At 72.3% G+C, this 20726-nt stretch carries 13 protein-coding genes; 9 read left to right on the forward strand and 4 right to left on the reverse strand.

What is annotated here, in order from left to right:
* Nucleotides 1-80: 80 nt before the first annotated feature.
* The gene (locus tag ACFY5B_RS18970; protein WP_389970358.1) at nt 81-1124 is read right to left on the reverse strand and encodes a serine hydrolase domain-containing protein; all 1044 of its coding nucleotides are present in this window, start codon (nt 1122-1124) and stop codon (nt 81-83) included.
* 171 nt (nt 1125-1295) lie between these two features.
* Here ACFY5B_RS18970 and ACFY5B_RS18975 point away from each other — a divergent pair, with 171 nt between their 5' ends.
* The 7 genes from ACFY5B_RS18975 (at nt 1296) to ACFY5B_RS19005 (ending at nt 14821) form a co-directional block, all read left to right on the forward strand.
* The gene (locus tag ACFY5B_RS18975; RefSeq protein ID WP_389970361.1) at nt 1296-3362 is read left to right on the forward strand and encodes a serine/threonine-protein kinase; all 2067 of its coding nucleotides are present in this window, start codon (nt 1296-1298) and stop codon (nt 3360-3362) included.
* A 153-nt stretch (nt 3363-3515) separates the two neighbouring features.
* Nucleotides 3516-6038: a protein kinase gene (locus ACFY5B_RS18980; protein WP_389970364.1), complete on the forward strand. Its 2523-nt coding sequence runs from the start codon at nt 3516-3518 to the stop codon at nt 6036-6038.
* A gap of 167 nt (nt 6039-6205) precedes the next feature.
* On the forward strand, nt 6206-7939 hold the full coding sequence (locus ACFY5B_RS18985) for a serine/threonine-protein kinase (RefSeq protein ID WP_389970366.1): 1734 nt from the start codon (nt 6206-6208) through the stop codon (nt 7937-7939).
* Between the two features lie 69 nt (nt 7940-8008).
* Nucleotides 8009-9181, forward strand: a complete 1173-nt coding sequence (locus tag ACFY5B_RS18990; protein WP_389970368.1) for a serine/threonine-protein kinase — start codon at nt 8009-8011, stop codon at nt 9179-9181.
* Between the two features lie 182 nt (nt 9182-9363).
* The gene (locus ACFY5B_RS18995) at nt 9364-11172 is read left to right on the forward strand and encodes a protein kinase (protein WP_389970371.1); all 1809 of its coding nucleotides are present in this window, start codon (nt 9364-9366) and stop codon (nt 11170-11172) included.
* Between the two features lie 137 nt (nt 11173-11309).
* Entirely contained in the window at nt 11310-12947 is a 1638-nt protein-coding gene (locus ACFY5B_RS19000; protein WP_389970374.1) for a succinic semialdehyde dehydrogenase, read from the forward strand.
* 74 nt (nt 12948-13021) lie between these two features.
* Nucleotides 13022-14821, forward strand: a complete 1800-nt coding sequence (locus tag ACFY5B_RS19005; protein WP_389970376.1) for a GMC family oxidoreductase N-terminal domain-containing protein — start codon at nt 13022-13024, stop codon at nt 14819-14821.
* A 255-nt stretch (nt 14822-15076) separates the two neighbouring features.
* Here the strand turns inward: ACFY5B_RS19005 and ACFY5B_RS19010 are convergent, their stop codons facing one another.
* Nucleotides 15077-16060 (reverse strand): LAETG motif-containing sortase-dependent surface protein, encoded by a 984-nt coding sequence (locus ACFY5B_RS19010; RefSeq protein ID WP_389970379.1) that lies wholly within the window; start codon nt 16058-16060, stop codon nt 15077-15079.
* Between the two features lie 224 nt (nt 16061-16284).
* Here ACFY5B_RS19010 and ACFY5B_RS19015 point away from each other — a divergent pair, with 224 nt between their 5' ends.
* Nucleotides 16285-17427, forward strand: coding sequence for a hypothetical protein (locus tag ACFY5B_RS19015; protein ID WP_389970381.1), 1143 nt, complete (start codon nt 16285-16287; stop codon nt 17425-17427).
* 539 nt (nt 17428-17966) lie between these two features.
* On the opposite strand, the gene ACFY5B_RS19020 is transcribed toward ACFY5B_RS19015, so the two are convergent.
* Nucleotides 17967-18248 carry a chorismate mutase gene (locus ACFY5B_RS19020; RefSeq protein ID WP_104777837.1) on the reverse strand — a complete coding sequence of 94 codons (282 nt, stop codon included), beginning with the start codon at nt 18246-18248 and terminating at the stop codon, nt 17967-17969.
* Nucleotides 18249-18578: 330 nt separating this feature from the next.
* On the opposite strand from ACFY5B_RS19020, the gene guaA reads away from it, so the two are divergent.
* Nucleotides 18579-20159, forward strand: coding sequence for a glutamine-hydrolyzing GMP synthase (guaA, locus tag ACFY5B_RS19025; protein WP_389970384.1), 1581 nt, complete (start codon nt 18579-18581; stop codon nt 20157-20159).
* Between the two features lie 9 nt (nt 20160-20168).
* On the opposite strand, the gene ACFY5B_RS19030 is transcribed toward guaA, so the two are convergent.
* Nucleotides 20169-20642, reverse strand: coding sequence for a pyridoxamine 5'-phosphate oxidase family protein (locus ACFY5B_RS19030; protein WP_389970387.1), 474 nt, complete (start codon nt 20640-20642; stop codon nt 20169-20171).
* Nucleotides 20643-20726: the final 84 nt, after the last annotated feature.

The raw sequence follows: 20726 nt of genomic DNA on the forward strand, positions 1-20726 counted from the left end.
GTTCTTGCCCTCCCAGGCCGTCCCGGACGTCACCCGAACGAGTGTCGGTAGATGGGATCTCCGTTCGGAGCCGGGTCGTTCTACGAGGTGCGGGGGCAGAACTCGGCCGCGAGCACCGCGGGTTCGAGACCGGGATCGGCTATCGCGTCCGTGTTCACGCGGAAGGTGAGGACACGTCGGCCGTCGACGGTGGCTGCGGTGCGCACGTAACTGCCGGATATGTGCCCGTTGTGTCCCCACACCGTCGTGCCGCACGGAAGCTTCTCGGGGAAGAGCCCCATGCCGTACGCGCCGTGTGCGGCACGGGTGTCGAGCATCTCGCGCAGCTGCTGCGCGGGCAGCAGCCGACCGCCTAGCAGGGCACGGTAGAAGCGGTCGAGGTCGGCGAGCGTGGTCACCAACTCACCCGCGGCTCCGGCCACCCGAGGGTCGAGTTCGGTGACGTCGGTTCCGTCGGCGGCGTAGGCGCGGCCGTGCGGTGAGGGCAGCGAGGAGCGGGATCCGGGAAAGGAGGTGCCCGTCAGGCGCAGGGGAGTGATGATGCGGCGCTCGGCCTCGGCGGCGTACGAGTGGCCGGTGACCCGCTCGATGACCAGGCCGAGCAGGACGTAGTTGGTGTTCGAGTAGGAGAAGCGGCCGCGTTCGGCCGGAGGGTGGGTGAGAGCGAGGTTCAGGGCCTGACGGGGTGTGACGGGCGCGGTCCCGTCGGTGTCCTTGGTGAAGTCGCGCAGGCCGCTGGTGTGGGTGAGCAGGGAGCGCAGGGTCAGCGCGCGGCCGTCGTTGCCGGCTCCCCGCACCAGGCCGGGCAGGTGCTGCTCCACCGTGTCGGACAGTGACAGCCGGTGCTCGGCGGCCAGTTGCAGCACGACCGTCGCGATGAACGTCTTCGTGATGCTGCCGGCGCGGAAGTGGTCCGACCGGGCGATTCCCGAACCGGCGGCGGCATAGCGGACAGTGGTGCCCTCCTGGGCCAGCAGGGCCGCGGCCGGAGCCCTGCCCTGGGTCACCAGCAGGGGCAGTACCGCGTCCGTGGGCGGCATCGAGAGGGCCGACGAGTCGGCCGGGGGCAGGCCGAACAGGGCGGCGGCCACCGGCAGGGCCAGCAATGTCCGGATCGGTGGCATACGGGCTCCTCCCAGGTCAGGGCCCATCATGCAAGGCGGCGTGGGGCCTGCCGCAGCCGGGTTCGCGGGGGGCGGGGCCGCCGGTGCCCGCCAGGGGGCCCCTGGGCGCCGGGCACTTGTCGGGTGAGAGACAATGGAGGCTCTGTCAGGGCGGGTTGTATGAGGGGACGCATGTCGGAGGCGGAGCGGGCGGGCACATCTCGTCAGGACACTCGTCAGGACAACAGGGAGCGTCTCCTCGCGGGGCGTTACCGGCTGGGCAAGGTACTCGGCCGCGGCGGCATGGGCACGGTGTGGCGGGCCCAGGACGAGACCCTCGGACGGACGGTCGCCGTCAAGGAGCTGCGGTTCCCGTCGAACATCGACGAAGAGGAGAAGCGCCGGCTGATCACGCGGACGCTGCGCGAGGCCAAGGCGATCGCGCGGATCCGCAACAACAGCGCCGTGACGGTCTTCGACGTCGTCCAGGAGGACGACCGTCCCTGGATCGTCATGGAACTCGTCGAGGGCAAGTCGCTCGCCGAGGTCATCCGGGAGGACGGCCTCCTCGACCCGAAGCGTGCCGCGGAGGTCGGGCTCGCCGTCCTCGACGTGCTGCGGTCCGCCCACCGCGAGGGCATCCTGCACCGCGACGTGAAGCCGTCGAACGTGCTGATCGCCGAGGACGGCCGGGTCGTGCTCACCGACTTCGGCATCGCCCAGGTCGAGGGCGACCCGTCCATCACCTCGACCGGCATGCTCGTCGGCGCGCCCTCCTACATCTCCCCGGAGCGGGCGCGTGGGCACAAGCCGGGTCCGGCGGCCGACCTGTGGTCGCTCGGCGGGCTGCTGTACGCGGCGGTGGAGGGTGCGCCGCCGTACGACAAGGGGTCGGCCATAGCGACTCTGACGGCCGTGATGACCGAGCCGCTGGAGGAGCCGAAGAACGCCGGTCCGCTGAAGGACGTCATCCACGGACTGCTCACCAAGGACCCCGCGCAGCGACTCGACGACGCGGGCGCCCGGGCCATGCTGAACTCGGTGCTGCACGCGCCGGCGACGGCCGAGCCGGAGCCGATGGACGCGACGAAGGTCGTGCCGCTGCCCGCGCAGCCGGACAGGTCCTCGCGCAAGGGGAGTTCGGCGGGAGCGGGGAGCAAGCGCGGCGAGGAGGCCGGGGAGCGGCTGCGCGGGGCACTGCGTTCCGTGCGCAAGGCCGCGGCGGGGTCCGCGGTCGCGGGATCGGCGGCGGCCTCCGCCACGACCGCTTCGGCCGGGTCCGGTGCCGACGAGGCCGCTCCCGGGCCGGCGGGTACGAGCTCCTCCGCGTCCGACAGCGGCGAGGGGCGGGCCGGGGCGACGGGTGCGTCCGTGGCACGGTCGGGCTCGGCCGCCTCCACGGCCGCCGGCGAGCAAAGTGCGCCGGAGTCGAAGACGGCCTCCGGAGGGCGGAGTTCGGGATGGCCCGTGGTGCCGCCGCCGGACCTGCCGCCGAGGCCGGTGCCCCGGGCGCCGCTCACCGACGTGGTGCCGCGGCGGACCCTGATGATCATCGCGGTGGTCGTGGTGCTCGCCGTGATCGGCACCGTGCTCGCCATCGTGCTCAGCGGTGACGACAAGGGCTCGAAGGGTGCCTCCGGCGAGGGCGGCGGGAAGACCGTCGCCACGGCGTCGAGCAGCTCCGACACCAAGGGCGACAAGAGCGGCGCCACGCGCACGGACGGCGGCGAGAAGCAGCCGGCACCGTCCGGGCCGTCCACGGACGGCGAGCCGAGCGGCCAGGCGAGCGGTTCCTCGGACGAGGGCGGCTCCGGCGGCAAGGAGACCGCCGCGGAGTCGACTCACCAGGGGAACCAGGGGTACTCGATCGGTCTGCCGAAGGGCTGGAAGTACCGGTCGACGGGTGCGGCGGGCGACCGCTTCACCGGGCCCGACGGGCAGAAGCTGCTCATCGCCTGGACGTCCACGCCCAAGGGCGACCCGGTGGCCGACTGGAAGAACCAGGAACGCTACATGGTGCGCGCTCAGTACAAGAAGATCCGCATAGAGAAGGTGGACTACCGCGGCTGGAACGCGGCCGACTGGGAGTTCACCTACACCGACGGCGGTACCGAGTACCGGACGATCGACCGGGGTTTCGTGGTCGACGACCGGCAGGGGTACGCGCTGATGTACACGGCGAAGGCGTCCGACTGGGACGGCGCGCTGCGCAAGGAGACGTGGCGGACCCTGACGAAGACCTTCGAACCCAAGTCCTGAGCATGAGGCCCCCGGGGTTTGGGGAGTGAGATCTGGCATCCCCCCATTGCGGGTTGCCTGCGGCACGTATCGTAAATGTTTGCGGACCGTGCGCATTCGAAGCGGACCGTGGGGCGAACGGATGTGACCGACCGGGCTGCCGGGGGAGGCAACGTGGACGACTACGCGGGTCGGGTGCTGGCCGACCGCTACCGCCTGCCGCTGCCGCCGTCCGACGAGTACGAACTCACCGAGACCCGGGCCTTCGACACCTACAGCGGACAGGAAGTCCTGGTCCGGCAGGTCCCGTTGCCCGAGGTGGTCGAGGCCGAGGTGCTCGACGCGGAGGGACTGCCCGACGGCTTCACGGCCAGGGACGGCGGCGGGCGGCGGCCCGGCGCGCGTGGCGGCACCCGGCGGCCCACGGACCCGGTGGTGCGACGCGCGGTGGAGGCCGCGCAGGCCGCCGCGGCCATTCCCGACCATCCCCGGCTCGACCAGGTCTTCGACGTGTTCGCCGAGGGCGGCTCGCTGTGGATCGTCAGTGAACTGGTGGCGGCGCGCCCGCTGGCGGCGCTGCTCGCCGAGAAGCCGCTGACGCCGTACCGGGCGGCCGAAGTGGCCTCCGACGTGCTGATGGCCCTTCGGGTGCTGCACGCGCACGGCTGGGTGCACCGGAACGTCACCGCGCGGACGGTGCTCGTCTGCGACGACGGCCGGGTGATGCTGACCGGGCTCGCGGTGGGGGCCGCCGAGGAGGCACTGTGCGGGTACGACCCCGTTCCGGAACCGGCCTTCGAGGAGTCCGGGCAGCCGTCGGGGCAGGAGGGCGGCGGTGCCGGGCCGGTCCGCGGCGTCGGTGCGCCGGGAGGTTCCGGGCCGGCCGGTGGCACCGGTGGCGCGGGTGATCCCGAGGCCGCGCGGCGCGCCGCCATAGAGGCCCGGGAGGCCAGAGGGCTGCCCTCGGCGGGGAGTGACACCGCGGGCGGTGGACCGGTGGTGCCCGCGCGCGGGCAGGTGGAGGGCAGCGGGGACCCGCGGGCGGCGCGTGCCGGGGCCATCGCGGCCTACCGGGCGGGTGCCCGGGCCGCAGCACGGGTGCAGGAGGTTCAGCAGAGCGGGCGGGCGGCACTGCCCGGAGCCCGGCCCGCCCGGGACGGCGACGCGGTGCCCTACGGCAGCGGATCGGCACAGTCGCCGTACATCCCCGGGCAGGGCGCGGCCCCCGGCGCCGTACCGCCGGGGCGGATCGCCGACCCCTACGGGGTGGGCGGCGGTCCACGGTCGACCGCGTGGCATGGTGCGACGCCCCGTGGCACGACCACAGGCGCCCCGGCGCCGCGCGGTGGGGAGCAGGCGGCGCTCCCACCGGCCCCCGACCCCGCGGCCCAGGGCGAGTCCACCCGGTGGGACGACCTGGTCGCCGACACCCCCGCCCCCCGGCGCGGCCCCGCCACGGCGCTGGCCGCCGAACGGGCGCGGCAGGCGCGGATGGCCGTGGTCGGGCCGGTGACCGAGCGCTGGGCGCCCGAGCAGGCCGGACCCGTGCACGAGAACTGGCAGTTGGCGGCCCCGATCGGTCCCGCGACCGACCTGTGGGCGCTCGGCGCGCTGCTCTTCCGGGCCGTACAGGGGCATGCGCCCTACCCGGAGGAGTCGACGGCCGAGCTGGTGCAGATGGTGTGCGCGGAACCGCCCGCCTACGCCGAGGAGTGCGGGCCGCTGCGGCCGGTCGTGGAGTCGCTGCTGCGCCAGGACCCCACCGAGCGCCTCGACTTCGAGGAAGTGCGGGGCTGGCTGCGCTCGCTGGTGCGCTCGGCGCCCGAGCCGGAGGCCGGGATGCACGTCGTCCCGGCGCCCCCCGTGGACGCCACCCGGCTGCCCGTCGTGCGGCGCCGGGGCGAGCTGGTGCGCCGGCGGAAGGCAGGGCTGCCCGCGCATCACGGGCGGCACAAGCGGGCCAGGAAGGAGTCCGGTTCGCCGCGCCGCCTCGGCCGCACCCTGCTCCTGCTGGTCCTGCTCGCGATGGCCGCGGCGATCGCCTATGCCGTGCTCTTCATGCCCAAGTCGGACAGTGAGGGCGCGGACGGCACGGACCGCACCGGTGCCGCCGGCGAGGTCAGTCAGGCGCCCGAGCCGGACTCCAGCAGCGAGCCACGGCCCGAGCAGACCTCGCCCGAGCCGGAGAAGAGCCCCTCGTCGTCGGCCGGCACCACCGAGACGCAGACCACCGGTCCCGATGCCGCCGACGGATTCACCCTGCGCAAGGACCCGGCGGGCTTCCAGGTCGCGGTCGCCAAGGGCTGGGACCGCGCCGCGCGGAGCGGCAGCGGCCAGGTCGTCTACTCGAAGGGCGATTTCCAGCTCATCGTCGTGCCGGGCCGGGACACCGCGTCGGAGCACGGCCGTGATCCGATGGCCTACCAGCGGGAGAAGGAGCCGGAGTTGCAGCCGTACCGGGACTCCAGCTGGGCCACCTCCACCGGGCTGAAGACCATCGAGGTGGGCGGACGGACCATGGCCGAGGGGCAGTTCACCTGGACCGGCGGCGACGGGGGCGAGCTGTACGTCCGCAACCTCGCGATGCTCGTCGAGGGGCGCTACCACGTGGTCCAGGTGCGCGGCCCGGAGTCCGAACGGGACGAGGTGACCCGGCTCTACGAGCAGGCGGCGGCGACGTACAAGGCGACGAAGTGAGCTACCGGCGCGCCGCCTGTACGCCGCAGTTCACACTCTGGTTGCCTCCCGTCCCGGCAGGCGACAACCGTCACAGTGCGGTCACCGTGGTACCCCGCTTGTTCCCTGGGTGAGGGCGGGTCCTTACGCTGACCCTGTCAAGACCATTGCGGGGCAACGTGAATCAGATGCAGGGCCTGCTCGTCGCGGGCCGCTACCGGCTGGCCGAATCCATCGGCAGTGGCGGCATGGGCCGGGTCTGGCGTGCGCATGACGAGGTGCTGCACCGGTCGGTCGCCATCAAGGAGCTGACCGCCGCCCTCTACGTCTCCGAGAGCGAGCAGGCCATCCTGCTGGCGCGCACCCGGGCGGAGGCCAGGGCAGCCGCGCGGATCAACCACTCCGCGGTCGTCACGGTGCACGACGTGCTGGAGCACGACGGCCGTCCGTGGATCGTGATGGAGCTGGTCGAGGGCCGCTCCCTGGCCGACGCGGTCAAGGAGGAGGGGCGCGTCGAGGCGCGCGAGGCGGCGCGCATCGGCCTGTGGGTGCTGCGGGCCCTGCGCGCCGCGCACACGGCGGGCGTCCTGCACCGCGACATCAAGCCGGGCAACGTCCTGCTCGGCAGCGACCGGCGCGTGCTGCTCACGGACTTCGGCATCGCCCAGATCGAGGGCGACACGACCATCACACGCACCGGGGAGGTCGTCGGCTCGGTCGACTACCTGGCGCCCGAGCGGGTGCGCGGCCACGACCCCGGCCCCTCCTCCGACCTCTGGGCGCTCGGCGCGACGCTCTACACGGCCGTGGAGGGCCGGTCGCCGTTCCGCCGCACCACACCGCTGACCACCATGCAGGCCGTGGTCGAGGAGGAGGCCGGCGAGCTCCGGCACGCCGGTCCGCTCGCCCCCGTCATCACCGCCCTGCTGCGCAAGGACCCGGCCACCCGGCCCGACGTGTCCGAGGCCGAGCACATGCTCGCCGAGGCGGCGGAGGGCCGGCGGCCGAACGGGGCGCAGGCTTACGTGCCGACGCAGTACTCGGGGACGACGCCGTACCGCGACCACCACGGCGGAACGGGTACCGGGACGGCCACCAGCGGTACGGCCACCGGTGCGCCCTCCGGCCCCATCGGCACCGGCCCGATCGGCACCGGCTCGGGGTCGCACACCGGGACGCCGCTGCCGCCCCTGGCCGGCAACCCGGCCACCGGGACGTCCACGGCCGGTACCCCGACCTACGGCCCCACCGTGGTCGGTCCGGCGACGGGGTCGCAGCCGACCGGTTCGGGCAGGCGCCGCCGGCTTCGCACCCTGGCCCTGGTGGTCGCGCTCGCGGCCATCATCGGCGGGGGCACGGCCGTGGTGCTCCAGCAGTGGAACGGACCGTCGCAGGGCGACGGCTCCGGCTCCACTACTTCCACGACCACGCAGGCGACCGGCGGATCGGTTCCGGACAGCTGGATCCGCTACGACGATCCCGTGGGGTTCAGCCTCTACCTGCCCAAGGGCTGGAAGCGCAAGCCCTTCGGCCCGCAGGGCGAGATCACTCAGATCGACTACTCGCCGGACGGCGGCCGGCACTTCGTCCGCATCGCCATCGACGCGTCACCCGACTTCGCCGATGCCCGGTCCCATCAGGAGGACCTCGAGCAGCAGGTCCAGAGGCTGGTGAACTACAAGCGGGTGACCATGGAGGACAACACCTACCGGGACCGCAAGGGCTCGCTGTGGGAGTACACCTGGACGGCGCTGGCCAAAGACCCGCCCTACGTCGCCGGGCCGCGCCACGCCGTCGAGGAGACGTATTTCTCCCGGGACGGCGTCGAGTACGCGATCTACATGTCCTCATCGGAAGAGGACTGGGCGAAGACGAGCAAGCAGTTCAAGTGGGTACTGCAGGGGTGGCAACAGCCCCGGTAGGCACACCACCGTGGCGGGCGGCGACCGGATTTCGTGGGCGTCGTCGCTGTCTGCGGCATGATGGGGCGCATGGGGACCGAGGGAGCCGACTTCCGTGTGGTCGCGGGGCGCTATCGCCTGGAGGCAAGGCTCGGTCGTGGTGGCATGGCAGTGGTCTGGCGGGCGACCGATCAGCTCCTCGGCCGGAGCGTGGCCGTCAAGGAGCTCCCCTACCCCGAGACGCTCTCACCTGCGCAGGCACGCCGGCAGCGGGACCGTACGCTGCGCGAGGCCCGGGCCGTCGCCCAGCTGAGCCACCCGCACATCATCGTCGTCCACGATGTCGTCGAGGACGGCGAACGTCCCTACATCGTCATGGAGTTGATCGAGGGCGGCTCGCTCGCCGACCGGCTCGCAGACCAGGGCCCGGTCGACGCCGCCGAAGCGGCCCGCATCGGCATCGCCCTGCTCGGCGCGCTGGGCGCCGCGCACGCGGCCGGGGTGCTGCACCGCGACCTCAAGCCGGACAACGTCCTGCTGGAGACCGGCACCGATCGCGTCGTCCTCACCGACTTCGGCATCGCCCAGGTCGCCGGCACCCCCACTCTCACCGAGAACGGAGCCTTCGTCGGCTCGCCCGAGTACACCGCGCCCGAGCGGATGTCCGGGGTCAGGACCGGGCCCGAGTCCGACCTGTGGTCGCTGGGCGCGCTGCTGTGCGCGGCCCTCAGCGGGGAGTCGCCGTTCCACCGCGACTCGCTGGGCGGCATCCTGCACGCGGTTGTCGTGGGCGACATCCAGCCGCCCGCCCAGGCCGGACCGCTCCTGCCCGTCGTGCGAGGTCTGCTGGAGCGCGATCCGGACCGGAGGCTGGACGCGGACCGGGCGGAGCGGATGCTCCGGGCCTTCCGTGACACGGGCCGCATGCCGCCGATGCCGCCGCCCGGGTACGCGCCGACGGTGGGGGCCGCACCGCGGAAACGACCGCAGGATCTGGCCGTCCGGCAACCCCCCGTGCCGCCGGTGAACCCGCGCGTCCCGCACCGGCCGGAGGAACCCTTCCTCCGGCAGCCCGCGCGGCGCGCCCTCATCGCGGCGCTGCTGGTCGCGGCGATGGCGGGAGCCGGGGTGTCCGCGGCGGCGCTGCTCAGGGACGGGAGCGACGGGGACGTCGGTCCCACGCCGACGAGTACGGCACCGGCCACGCCGAAGACTCCGGCGACCCGGCAGGCCTCCCCGGGCACGTCCGCTCCCACCCGGTGACCGCCGCAGCCGGACCGCCCCCTGGGTGGAGAAGACCCACCTCGACATGCCGACCGGTGACCTGAGGTGGCGAGCGCGGGCGTCGCGCACCTCGACATCGACAAGACCTGATCCCGCTGGTCCAACACCCCCGGAAACGACCCGCGTCGACAAGAAAGCGTCCCGCGGGGTACTGATGGGGCATGAGCAACGACGGGGGCGGGACGGACGACGCCCGGGGCCGGACGGTCGGCGGGCGGTACCGGCTGATCGAGCGCCTCGGCTCCGGCGGCACGGGCACCGTCTGGCGGGCCCTCGACGAACTCGCGCAGCGTGAAGTCGCCGTCAGACAACCCCGGCTGCCGGGCGGCCCGGAGGACGAGAGCCACCGGCGGGCGGCCCACCGGCTCCACCGCGAGGCCCGGGCCGCCGCGCGCGTCGACCATCCCGCCGCCGTCACCATCCACGACGTGGTCGTCGAGCCGGAGCAGCGGGACGAACGCCCGGGCCCCGTCGGCCCCGACGAGCTCGACGCGGCCGAGGCGCTCGACGGACTGCCGTGGATCGTCATGGAGTTGGTCGACGGCGAGTCCCTGCGCGACAGGCTCCGGCGCGGCCCGGTCGACGTGTCCGAAGCCGCCCGGATCGGCCTCGCCGTCCTCGGTGCCCTGCGCGCCGCGCACTCCGTCGGCATCGTGCACCGGGACGTGAAGCCCGCCAACGTGCTGCTCGGTCCGGACCGGCGTGTCGTCGTCACCGACTTCGGCATCGGCCACGGCCAGAGCGAGGATCCCCGCACGGTGAGCGGAGAGTTCGCCGGTTCGCCGGAGTTCGTCGCGCCCGAGCGGATGTCGGACCGTATGGCGGGGCCCGCATCCGACCTGTGGTCCCTGGGCGCGCTGCTGTACGCGGCCGTGGAGGGCGCGTCCCCGTTCCTGCGGACCACGCCGCAGGCCACGCTCGCCGCGGTCCTCGCCGCCGAACCGCCCGAACCGACGCGGGCCGGGCCCCTCGGGCCGCTGATCGCCCGACTGCTGGTGCCGGACCCCGAACGGCGGCCGGACGCGGAGGAGGTCGCGAAGGAACTGGAGGCGGTGGCCGGACCCACACGGACCGAGGCACCCCGGGCGGCCGAGCACACAGAGCACCCCACCGACCAGGCCGCACGACAGCCCACACCAGCGCCTGCCGCCCCGCTCAGCTCGGCCCCTGCCGTGCCGCTCACTCCGGCCCCTGCCGCCCCGCTCAGCTCGGCACCTGCCGTGCCACTCACTCCGGCCCCTGCCGCCCCGCTCAGCTCGGCGTCTGCCGTGCCACTCACTCCGGCGTCTGCCGCAGACTCCGGCCCGCTCACTCCGCCGGTCGCGGATTCCGGCCCGGTGCCCGCAGAGGTGGCGGTGGGGGCGGACCCGGCACAACAAGACCCCTCACCCCTCAAGCGCCAAAGCCTCCTCCGCCCCGGCCCCCTCGCCCTGCTCTCCGCGCTGCTCGCCGGTGGCATAGGGGCCGTCACCCAACTCGCCGACACCAGCAGCGCGGAGAGTGCCGGACAGGCCGCCGACGTGACCGACGCCTGGACCCCGCATGCCGAGCCGGACATGGCGGCCGTCCTCCACCTCCCCGGCCACTACCGTCCCCTCGGCCGGACCGGCGGCGCGGCCGACCAGCCCCGCACGGTCCTCTACGGCGACGCGCGGACCGGCACGATCCAGGTCCGCCTGCTCGCCTGGGACAAGGCCCCGGCCGCGCCGATGGAGCAGGCCAGAACGCACGGCACCGGGGGAGAGACCCGGTACGCCCGCACCAGCGTCCAGGGTCACGAAGCCGCCCTCGCCGACACCACCTACCGTCGGGGCGATACCTCCAGGCGGCTCATGCGGGTGGTCGTCCGGACCGGCGACGACCGCATGTACGAGCTGCGCGTCGACATGCCCAGGGGCACACCGGAGGAGAAGGAGGGCACCTCGCTGTTCGAGGGGGCCCGGGAGCGGCTCGGGATCGTAAAAGGCTGAATCACACACACCCGTCACCGCACAACGTCCTGATCAGCGCGTTTGCTGCCAGCAGTCACTGGCGCCGTGTGTGCAGTCGGTGAAGCCGTATTACCGACGGGTACCCAAAGCCTGCGTCGCGGCATACCCTGCGCCTCATGACGGACGCGCAGGCCGCCGAGAAGACGGCAGAGACCGGCACGGCACTGGCCGGTACGAACCCCCTCGCCCCCGCCCCGGAGGGCGCCCGCACCGCCGCGGACGTGGTCACGCCCGAGCTGGTCGCCCAGCTCACCAAGGGCGTGATCGGTTCGGGCCGGACGGCCAACCACACGCCGTTGACCGGTGAGAAGCTGGCCGACCTCCCCGAGTCGACGCCCGAGGACGTGGCGAGGGCCTTCGAGCTGGCCCGTGCCGCCCAGGCCGTGTGGGCGCAGACCCCCGTACGGCAGCGCGCCGCCGTCCTGCTCCGCTTCCACGATCTGGTGCTGGAGCGCCAGGCCGAGGTGCTCGACCTGATCCAGCTGGAGACCGGCAAGGCCCGCCTGCACGCCCACGAGGAGGTCCAGGCCGTCGCGGTCGCCGCCCGGCACTACGGCCGCAAGGCCCCCGCCTACCTCCGCCCCAAGCGGCACGCCGGCGCCATGCCGACCCTCACCAAGGTCACCGAGCTGCGCCACCCGCGTGGTGTCGTCGGCCAGATCGCCCCCTGGAACTACCCGCTGGAGCTGTCGGTCGGCGACGCGCTCCCGGCCTTCGCCGCGGGCAACGCCGTCGTCATGAAACCGGACACGGAGACCTGCCTCACCGCGCTGTGGGCCCGTGACCTGCTCATCGAGGCCGGTCTGCCCGCCGATGTCTTCCAGGTCGTCCTCGGCGACGGCCCCGTCGTCGGCCCCGAGGTCGTCCGGCACGCCGACTACGTCTCCTTCACCGGTTCCACCCGCACCGGCCGCGAGGTCGCCCAGGGTGCCGCCGCCCGGCTGATCGGCGTCTCCCTCGAACTCGGCGGCAAGAACCCCATGCTGGTCCTGGAGGACGCCGACATCGAGAAGGCCGCGGCCGGCGCCGTCCGTGCCTGCTTCTCCTCCGCCGGCCAGCTCTGCATCTCCATCGAGCGGCTCTACGTCCACGAGTCGATCGCGGACGCCTTCCTGGAGCGCTTCGCCGCCCGGACGAAGGCGATGCGCCTCGGCACGTCGCTGGCGTACGGCGCCGACATGGGTTCCCTGGTCGGCGAGCGCCAGCTGGAGACGGTGACGCGGCACGTGGAGGAGGCGGTCGCCAAGGGTGCGAAGGTCGTCGCGGGCGGTGTGGCCCGCCCGGACATCGGCCCGTACTTCTTCGAGCCCACGATCCTCGACGGGGTCGTCACGGACATGTCCGTCTGCGGGGAGGAGACCTTCGGCCCGGTCGTCTCGGTGTACCGCTTCAGCAGCGAGGACGAGGTGATCGAGCGCGCCAACGCCACCGCGTACGGCCTGAACTCCTCGGTGTGGACGAAGAACGCCCGCCGCGGCCACGAGGTCGCCGCCCGTCTGCGCACCGGCACGGTCAACATCAACGAGGGCTACGCACCCGCGTACGGCAGCGTCCAGTCGCCCATGGGCGGGATGAAGGACTCGGGCCTCGGCCGCCGCCACGGCTCCGAGGGCATCCTCAAGTACACCGAGGCCCAGACGGTCGCCCACCAGCGGGTGCTCCCGATGGCCCCGTCCCTGGGCATGGACGACGAGAAGTACGCCCAGTTCATGAGCCGCAGCCTCCGCCTGATGAAGGCATTCCGCTTCCGGTGATGTCTTAGGGGCGCGGGGAACTGCGCGAGGAACCACAGAGCACCCGCACTGCACACTCAAAGAGGAGACGGCACGTGCCAAAGGACGCTTACGACTACGACGTCATCGTGGTCGGCTCCGGCTTCGGCGGCTCGGTGACCGCCCTGCGCCTCACGGAAAAGGGCTACACGGTCGGCGTCCTGGAAGCCGGCCGCCGCTTCACCCGCGAATCCCTTCCCAAGAACTCCTGGGACCTCAAGAACTACCTCTGGGCCCCGAAGCTCGGCATGTACGGCATCCAGCGCATCCATCTGCTGGGCAACGTCATGGTCCTGGCCGGCGCGGGTGTCGGCGGCGGCTCCCTCAACTACGCCAACACCCTCTACGTCCCGCCGAAGCCGTTCTTCGAGGACCCCCAGTGGCGTGACATCACCGACTGGCAGGACGAGCTGGCGCCGTACTACGACCAGGCCCGGCGCATGCTGGGCGTACGGCTCAACCCGACCATGACGCCCTCCGACGTGCACCTGAAGGCCGCCGCGGAGCGCATGGGCTGCGGCGACTCCTTCCACCTCGCCCCGGTCGGCGTCTTCTTCGGTGACGGCGAGGACGCCGACGGCACGGTGAGGGCGAAGCCGGGCCAGGAGGTGCCCGACCCGTACTTCGGCGGGGCGGGACCGGCTCGAAGAGCGTGCGCCGAGTGCGGCGAGTGCATGACCGGCTGCCGGCACGGCGCGAAGAACACCCTCAACGAGAACTACCTGCACCTCGCCGAGAAGGCCGGGGCCGTCGTCCACCCCATGACGACGGTCGTCTCGGTCACCGACGACTCGCGCGGCGGCTACGCGGTGGCCACCCTGCCCACCGACGACCGCGGCAGGAAGAAGGGCCGCACCTTCACGGCCCGCCGGGTCGTCCTCGCCGCCGGCACCTACGGCACCCAGACCCTGCTGCACCGCATGAAGGCGGGCGGCCAACTGCCGTACCTCTCGGATCGGCTGGGCGAGCTGACCCGCACCAACTCCGAGGCCCTGGTCGGCGCCCAGACCGACGACCGGCGCTACCGCAAGGCACACGGCGAGCCCAAGGCCGACTTCACTCGGGGCGTGGCCATTACGTCCTCCATCCACCCGGACGCGAACACCCACATCGAGCCGGTCCGCTACGGCAAGGGATCCAACTCGATGGGCGGCCTGTCCATCCTCCAGGTCCCCTACGCCGGGACGAACTCGGGCGCCTCGCGGGTCCTGGGCTTCCTCGCCAACGCCGCGAAGCACCCGCTCCTGGTGCTGCGCTCCCTGTCGAACCGCCGCTGGTCGGAGCGGACCATCATCGGCCTGGTGATGCAGTCGCTGGACAACTCCCTGACGACGTACGTGAAACCGTCGGGTGTCGGCCGCGGGCTGCTCACCGCCCGGCAGGGCCACGGCGCCCCCAACCCCAAGCAGATCAAGGCCGCGACCGAGAGCGCCTCGGCCCTCGCCGCCGAGATCAACGGCTTCGCGGGCTCCAACGTCGGCGAACTGATGGGCACCCCGCTCACGGCCCACTTCCTGGGCGGCTGCCCGATCGGCGACTCCCGCGAGTCCGGCGTGATCGACCCGTACCACCGCCTCTACGGTCACCCCGGCATCTCCGTCGTCGACGGCGCCGCGGTCTCCGCCAACCTGGGCGTCAACCCCTCGCTCACCATCACCGCCCAGGCCGAGCGGGCGATGTCCTACTGGCCCAACAAGGGCGAGCCCGACCCGCGCCCGAAGCAGGGCACGGCCTACGAGCGGCTCCAGCCGGTCGAGCCGAAGTCCCCGGCGGTCCCGGCGGAGGCGTTCGGCGCGCTGCGGCTGCCGTTCCTCGGCATGCCGACGGTTCCGGCGAAAACTGAACGGCAGAGCTAGCGGGCAAGCTGGGCGGCCGAGCTGAACGGCCAAGCCGAGCGGAGAGCTGAACGGCCAAGCCGAGCGGAGAGCTGAACGGCCAAGCCGAGCGGAGAGGAACGGTCAAGCTGGGCGGCAGAGCCAGCGGCCGAGCTGAACGGCCAAGCCGAACGGGCAGAGCTCGCGCCAGCCGGACACAGAAGAGGGACCTGCACCCCCCTCCGAGCGCAGGTCCCTCTTCTGCTTGGTGCTGCGGCCTGTGCCGGCCGCTGTGGCTTACGCCTGCGCGCCGGCCTTGCGGCGACGGACGACGAAGATCGCGCCGGCACCGGCGACGACCGCGGCACCGCCGACCAGGCTGATCATCGGCAGGGCGGAGCTGGAGCCGGTCTCGGCGAGGCTGCCGGTGACCTCCGGCGTGTTGCCGCTCGGCTTCTCGTCGGTGACGGGCGCCTTGCCGCCTTCCTGCGGCTTGGTGCCGCCGGTGTCCGTACCGGAGGAGACGATCTGGAACTTGTACGAGACGTCACCGAAGCCGGTGCACTCGGCGTCGTTGTCGCCGTAGATCGTCGCGCCGAGCGAGAAGCCGGCGCCGACCGGGGCGGACTTGCTGACGTTGAGGCGCAGCGGGATGTTGACCTCGTACTCGGGCTTCAGCTCGTCGGTGTAGCCGACGTAACCGACCGCGTAGCCGCCCTCGTTCAGGTCGACCCAGATCTTGTCCTGGGGGTCCCAGGCCTGGAGCTGGACCTGCTTGCTGGAGAACAGCTCCTCGCCGTTCTTGTCGGGGGAGGCCCCGGCGAAGAAGTCGAGGTCGTTCAGCGTGGAGTCGGAGTTGTTCAGCACGTTCAGCGAGAACTTGTGCCAGCCGCTGCCCGCCGCGATCTTGCCGGGCAGGCCGGAGATGCTGACGTCGACCTTGGTGTCCTCGCAGATCGAGGGCTCGGGGTCCGGAGACTCCGACTCCTCCGGCTCGGAGGCGCTCGGCGCCGGGGAGGACTCGCTCGCGGACGCGCTCGGCGAGGGCGACGTCTCGGGAGCGGACTCGCTCACGGAGGCGCTCGGCGTCGGCGTCGTCTCGGCGGGGGTGGACTCGGTCACCGACGGCGAGGGCGACGTCTCGGGAGCGGACTCGCTCACCGACGCGCTCGGAGTCGGGGTCGTCTCGTCGGTCGCGTACGCGGCCGGTGCCGCGAGCAGTGCCACCGGGGCTATGACCGCCGTAGCGGCCGCTGCTGCCATGGCGCGGCGAAGCTTCATGAAGACCTCGGAAAGTCCGGCGTGCCGCGGGATGCGGCACGAACGTTGGGGGAGGCCTCCGCGTGTGGGGCGCGGGAGTGGCCCTTGGTTCGGCAGGTTTGATCCGTGAAACCTGTGAATGGTTGTGCTGGCATTCACAGAATTCTTATGTGGGCTGAGTCACACAGGAGACCTTCTGGTGAAGGCTTGTGAAGGCGCTTTCCGCGCGCTTAGATCTTGGCTTCGTGTCTGAAAAGCCGTCCGACGATCAGCCGTCGGCCTCGGAGATCCCCGACGACGTCTGGGAGCAGTTCACCCGCGACACCGAGCGGGACATCCGTTCCTCCGCCCCGAAGGAGCCGTCCGCACGAGCGCGCATGGTGACCGAGCGGCTGCGTGAGCAGGACGCGCGGGGCGAGTCGCCGCCCGGGTGGCGCACCGGCCCCGCTTGGCAGGAGATGAACGGGCGTGCCGCCCGGCGCCGCAGGCTGTGGGCCTTCATCGGCGTCCCCCTCGCCGCCGCCGTGGCGCTCGTGGCCCTCAAGCCGTCGCTGCTGCCCGGCGACCCCTTCGGCACCGGGGAGTCCGGGGCCGCGGAGGCCTCACCGCTGCCCGACGAGACGGCGGCTCCCACCGCCGCTCCGGGTGCGTCGGACCCCGAAACCCCCACCCTGGACCGCCCCTTCGCCGGCTCCCCTGCCGAGCGCTGGGCGGACGGCGAAGCCGGCATCGTCCTGCCCGAGGCGAAGGCCGTCGGCGCGGTCTCCGAGAGCCGGGTGGAAGAGGCGCTGCGACTGACGAAGAAGCTGCTGGTGGGCGCCAACCTCGATCCGAAGACCGTACGCGGGGCCCGCCCGACGGCCGCGCTCTCCGTGCTCGACCCCAAGCAGCCCGAGCTCCTCGACGATCTCGACACCGGCCTGCGCTCCCCGAGCGAGAAGCACGACCCGGTGACGCTGTTCAGCCGCTTCGACCCCGACGAGGTGCGGCCGGCCGGTGACGTGATCAAGACCCGGGGGCGCATGACGTTCAAGAAGGGCACGCAGGGGGGTGTGGCCGTGCGCGCCGACTACACCTTCGTCTACCCCGTCGTCCGGGCGGACGGCCCCACCGAGGTCGCCCGCACCATCGTGCGCCGGGTCCTCGACGTCGAACTCGCCGACCCCGGCCGCTACGAGGTCACCCCCGGCCGCCTGCTCCTCATGAACTACGACCAGGAGATAGGCAACTCCTCCTGCTTCGTCAACGACGGCTACCTGCACCCGGAGTTCTCGTCGAGCCGGTCCGCGGGCCCGGACCCTAGCGGCCCGGCGACGGACCCGTACGACCGGAGCAGGGAGCTCGAACGCGGCGACGGCGGCGACTGCGGGACGGTGACCCGCACCTGACGCTCCGCCGGGCGATGCCGACGCAGAGCGAAGGGCCCCGCGGGGTGGAGCCGCGGGGCCCTTCTTCTCGTCAGCACCGACGTCAGGGCAGCGCCGGTGCCTGGAAGCGGCGCCGGGGGGTTGCGCCGCTGGTCCGTACCTCTGGCAGGGGGGAATGCGGGTGTCCGCGGGGGGACTTGGACTGTGTACGCATCGTGCTGGATGAACGCGGCGCCCGCAACCGTTTGACCCAGACTTGTGCATTTATGCAAGGTCCGCCGGTCGGCCCCGGGCGTCCCCGGAGCCGACCGTTCTCATGGGTGACCGGGCTGCTGTCCCCTGCCGTCCGGTCACTTCCCTGGGGCGAGGTCCCACGACGCACGGCACGATCCGTGCGTCTCATCGCCCCAGTGAGCCACGCGTGGTTCTTTCGGGCCCGCCCCTGGCTGGCACGGACACCGGGACCAACGACGTGGTGCGGGGGCGGTCACGCGCCGTACGGGTGAGAAGGATGCGTACGTCTGTCCCGGGAACAGGGGCCCGGCCCCTCCGGTGGGGCTTCAGATCTTGCCGCGGCACAGCTCCAGCAGGGTCATCGCGAGCGCGGTGCCCGGCTTGCCCAGCGCCTCCCTGTAGTGGCCGAGGACGTCCATCTCGCGGGAGAGGTTCACACGCCGGCCGCCGGAGGCGATCCGTGCCTCCTGGATGACGGCGGAGACGGCCACCCGTTCCTGGATCAGGCCGATGATCCGGTCGTCGAGCGCGTCGATCCGCTCGCGCGCGCCGGTGATCACGTCGGCGGCCTCGGGGGTGCGGGCGCCGGTCACGTCGATGGCGGTCATAGGAAGCTCCTCGTCGTCGGGAGGCTGCCCCGGGGCGGCACGGCCCGGACGACGAACAGGCGCCCCGGGCCTTGTCGGCCCGGGGCGCCTGGGAAGTCGCTTGTCAGTTGCTCAAGCAGCACGACCATGGCGTCCGGCGGGCCGGATGCCATAGGTAAAGACGAACGTCTGGTGCTTGAACATGGGGCCAGTATGCACCGCCTACGAGGGCGGTCCAAGCCGGTTCGCATCCTGAGACGGGGAGCTCGTCCAGCACACGGAAAGAGCCCGGCGGCCCCCCGGTAGAATCGGGTGGCACAAGACCCCCGCCCCACCGCCGGAAGGCACCCCGTGTCATCAGCGACTCCCGCTGCCAACGCCGCCGACACCGTTCTGGTCGTCGACTTCGGCGCGCAGTACGCCCAGCTCATCGCCCGTCGTGTCCGCGAGGCGCGGGTCTACAGCGAGATCGTGCCGAGCACCATGCCGGTCCAGGAGATCCTCGCCAAGAACCCCGCGGCGATCATCCTCTCCGGCGGCCCCTCGTCGGTCTACGCGGAGGGCGCGCCCAGCCTGGACCGCGAGATCTTCGAGGCCGACGTCCCCGTCTTCGGCATGTGTTACGGCTTCCAGCTGATGGCGAGCGCACTCGGCGGCACCGTCGACAACACCGGCGCCCGCGAGTACGGCCGCACCGACCTGCACGTCTCCAAGGTGTCCTCCACCCTCTTCGAGGGCACCCCCGCCGAGCAGCCCGTCTGGATGTCGCACGGCGACGCCTGCTCCGCCGCCCCCGAGGGCTTCACCGTCACGGCCTCCACGGACGTCGTGCCGGTCGCCGCCTTCGAGAACGACGAGAAGAAGCTCTACGGCGTCCAGTACCACCCCGAGGTGATGCACTCCACGCACGGGCAGCAGGTGCTGGAGCACTTCCTGTACCGGGGTGCGGGGCTCACCCCGAACTGGACGACCGGCAACGTCATCGAGGAGCAGGTCGCCGCGATCCGCGAGCAGGTCGGTGACCGGCGCGCCATCTGCGGCCTGTCCGGCGGAGTGGACTCCGCGGTCGCCGCGGCCCTCGTCCAGAAGGCCATCGGCTCCCAGCTGACCTGCGTGTACGTCGACCACGGCCTGATGCGCAAGGGCGAGACCGAGCAGGTCGAGAAGGACTTCGTGGCCGCGACCGGCGTCCAGCTGAAGGTCGTGGACGCCGAGGAGCGGTTCCTCAAGGCGCTCGCCGGGGTCTCCGACCCCGAGGAGAAGCGGAAGATCATCGGCCGCGAGTTCATCCGGGTCTTCGAGCAGGCCCAGGCCGAGATCATCGCTGACCAGGGCCCGGCCGTGGAGTTCCTCGTCCAGGGCACGCTCTACCCGGACGTCGTCGAGTCCGGCGGCGGCACCGGCACGGCCAACATCAAGTCCCACCACAACGTGGGCGGCCTGCCCGAGGACCTCGAGTTCCAGCTGATCGAGCCGCTGCGCAAGCTCTTCAAGGACGAGGTCCGCATGGTCGGCCAGGAGCTCGGCCTGCCGGAGGAGATCGTCCAGCGCCAGCCGTTCCCCGGCCCCGGCCTCGGCATCCGCATCGTCGGCGAGGTCACCAAGGAGCGCCTCGACCTGCTGCGCGAGGCCGACGCCATCGCCCGCGAGGAGCTCACGGCGGCCGGCCTGGACCGCGACATCTGGCAGTGCCCGGTGGTCCTGCTCGCCGACGTCCGCAGCGTCGGCGTCCAGGGCGACGGCCGCACCTACGGCCACCCCATCGTGCTGCGCCCCGTCTCTTCCGAGGACGCCATGACGGCCGACTGGTCGCGCCTGCCGTACGAGGTCCTCGCCCGGATCTCCACGCGCATCACCAACGAGGTCAAGGACGTCAACCGGGTGGTCCTCGACGTGACCTCGAAGCCGCCGGGCACGATCGAGTGGGAGTGAGCCCCCTGCCTAGGTGCGCTTGATCGTGCGCAGGGGAGCGCCGGGCGTCCAGGCCTGGACGACGAGATACGTGTCGTCCTCCACGTAGGTCCGAACGACCTCCGTCAGCTCGGTGCGGAAGAGGTGGAACTGCTCCGGCGGCTCCACCTCTTCGACGTATCCGGCCTTGGTCTCCACGTCGTCGACCTCGATCGCCCGGCCGCTGATCCGGACGTCGCCGCCGCCCATGCCCGTGCCCTCCCCGGGGTTCGCCTGGAGTGCGAAGCGCGGGTCGCGGCGCAGGTCGAGGGCCTTGAGCGAGTCCGGCATCATGCCGAGCCACAGTTCGCCGTTCAGGAACCGCACTTCCAGGCCGCTGGTGCGGGGCGAGCCGTCCTTACGGAGGGTGGCGAGGATGTGGTGCGTATAGGCGCCGAAGCGCTTCTCCACGGTGTCGGCCAGACCCGGTTCGGCCGCGGCGAAAGCCGCCCAGTTCGCTGTCATGGGAAGAGTGTCGCGCCGAATCCCGACATCCTCTGTCGGCTATTCGTGGGGTGTGGGGGCCAGGGGGCACACGGATGGGCACAG

Origin of the sequence: Streptomyces sp. NPDC013187 (assembly GCF_042899705.1) — a bacterium.
Classification (GTDB): domain Bacteria; phylum Actinomycetota; class Actinomycetes; order Streptomycetales; family Streptomycetaceae; genus Streptomyces; species Streptomyces hawaiiensis_A.

Bases quoted from the DNA above. Each gene is read 5' to 3' on its own strand.
- ACFY5B_RS18985 (WP_389970366.1), top strand. From the start codon at position 6,206: ATGCAGGGCCTGCTCGTCGCGGGCCGCTACCGGCTGGCCGAATCCATC.
- ACFY5B_RS19010 (WP_389970379.1), bottom strand. From the start codon at position 16,060: ATGAAGCTTCGCCGCGCCATGGCAGCAGCGGCCGCTACGGCGGTCATA.
- ACFY5B_RS18970 (WP_389970358.1), bottom strand. From the start codon at position 1,124: ATGCCACCGATCCGGACATTGCTGGCCCTGCCGGTGGCCGCCGCCCTG.
- ACFY5B_RS19020 (WP_104777837.1), bottom strand. From the start codon at position 18,248: ATGACCGCCATCGACGTGACCGGCGCCCGCACCCCCGAGGCCGCCGAC.
- ACFY5B_RS18975 (WP_389970361.1), top strand. From the start codon at position 1,296: ATGTCGGAGGCGGAGCGGGCGGGCACATCTCGTCAGGACACTCGTCAG.
- ACFY5B_RS18990 (WP_389970368.1), top strand. From the start codon at position 8,009: ATGGGGACCGAGGGAGCCGACTTCCGTGTGGTCGCGGGGCGCTATCGC.
- ACFY5B_RS19030 (WP_389970387.1), bottom strand. From the start codon at position 20,642: ATGACAGCGAACTGGGCGGCTTTCGCCGCGGCCGAACCGGGTCTGGCC.
- ACFY5B_RS18995 (WP_389970371.1), top strand. From the start codon at position 9,364: ATGAGCAACGACGGGGGCGGGACGGACGACGCCCGGGGCCGGACGGTC.
- ACFY5B_RS19000 (WP_389970374.1), top strand. From the start codon at position 11,310: ATGACGGACGCGCAGGCCGCCGAGAAGACGGCAGAGACCGGCACGGCA.